The sequence below is a fragment of the Photobacterium sp. R1 genome, from assembly GCF_054600795.1.
In genome coordinates this window covers 1-273 of the sequence record NZ_BAAHZP010000534.1, presented here as the reverse complement: position 1 = coordinate 273, position 273 = coordinate 1, and the positions used below count along the sequence as shown (strand labels likewise).

The following is a 273-nucleotide window of genomic DNA, read 5'->3' as shown; positions in this document are numbered from 1 at the left end:
ATGCATAACAGGGAGATCGAACCAGGTGCGAGGACTACCTGACGGAGAATCCGGCTCCAAAGATTATGCATTGGCGGGCTGAAAATATCATGTGCTATGGTCATAAAAAGAAGGATCCAGACCGGATCCGGTACGCCCGCGGTTACGTCCAGGCAACAGACATAGCTAAGTATAAAGATGCGTACCAGATTCTGCTGCGGGCGCTGTTGCCGCTAATGATTACGACGTTCGGTACCTTCCTGAAGCTTCTTCTCATGATCTTCGTCGATCTGA

General features: G+C 50.2%; 2 protein-coding genes. One reads left to right on the top strand and one right to left on the bottom strand.

The window, feature by feature from the left end; genetic code table 11:
- On the bottom strand, positions 1-152 hold a 152-nt coding region (locus ACYP03_RS26170; RefSeq protein ID WP_459782695.1), incomplete at its 3' end, for a DUF2806 domain-containing protein.
- Between ACYP03_RS26170 and ACYP03_RS26165 the strand changes: the two genes are divergently transcribed.
- Positions 90-273 (top strand): hypothetical protein (locus ACYP03_RS26165; protein WP_459782694.1); only part of this gene is annotated, 184 nt, incomplete at its 3' end. The genes ACYP03_RS26170 and ACYP03_RS26165 overlap by 63 nt on opposite strands.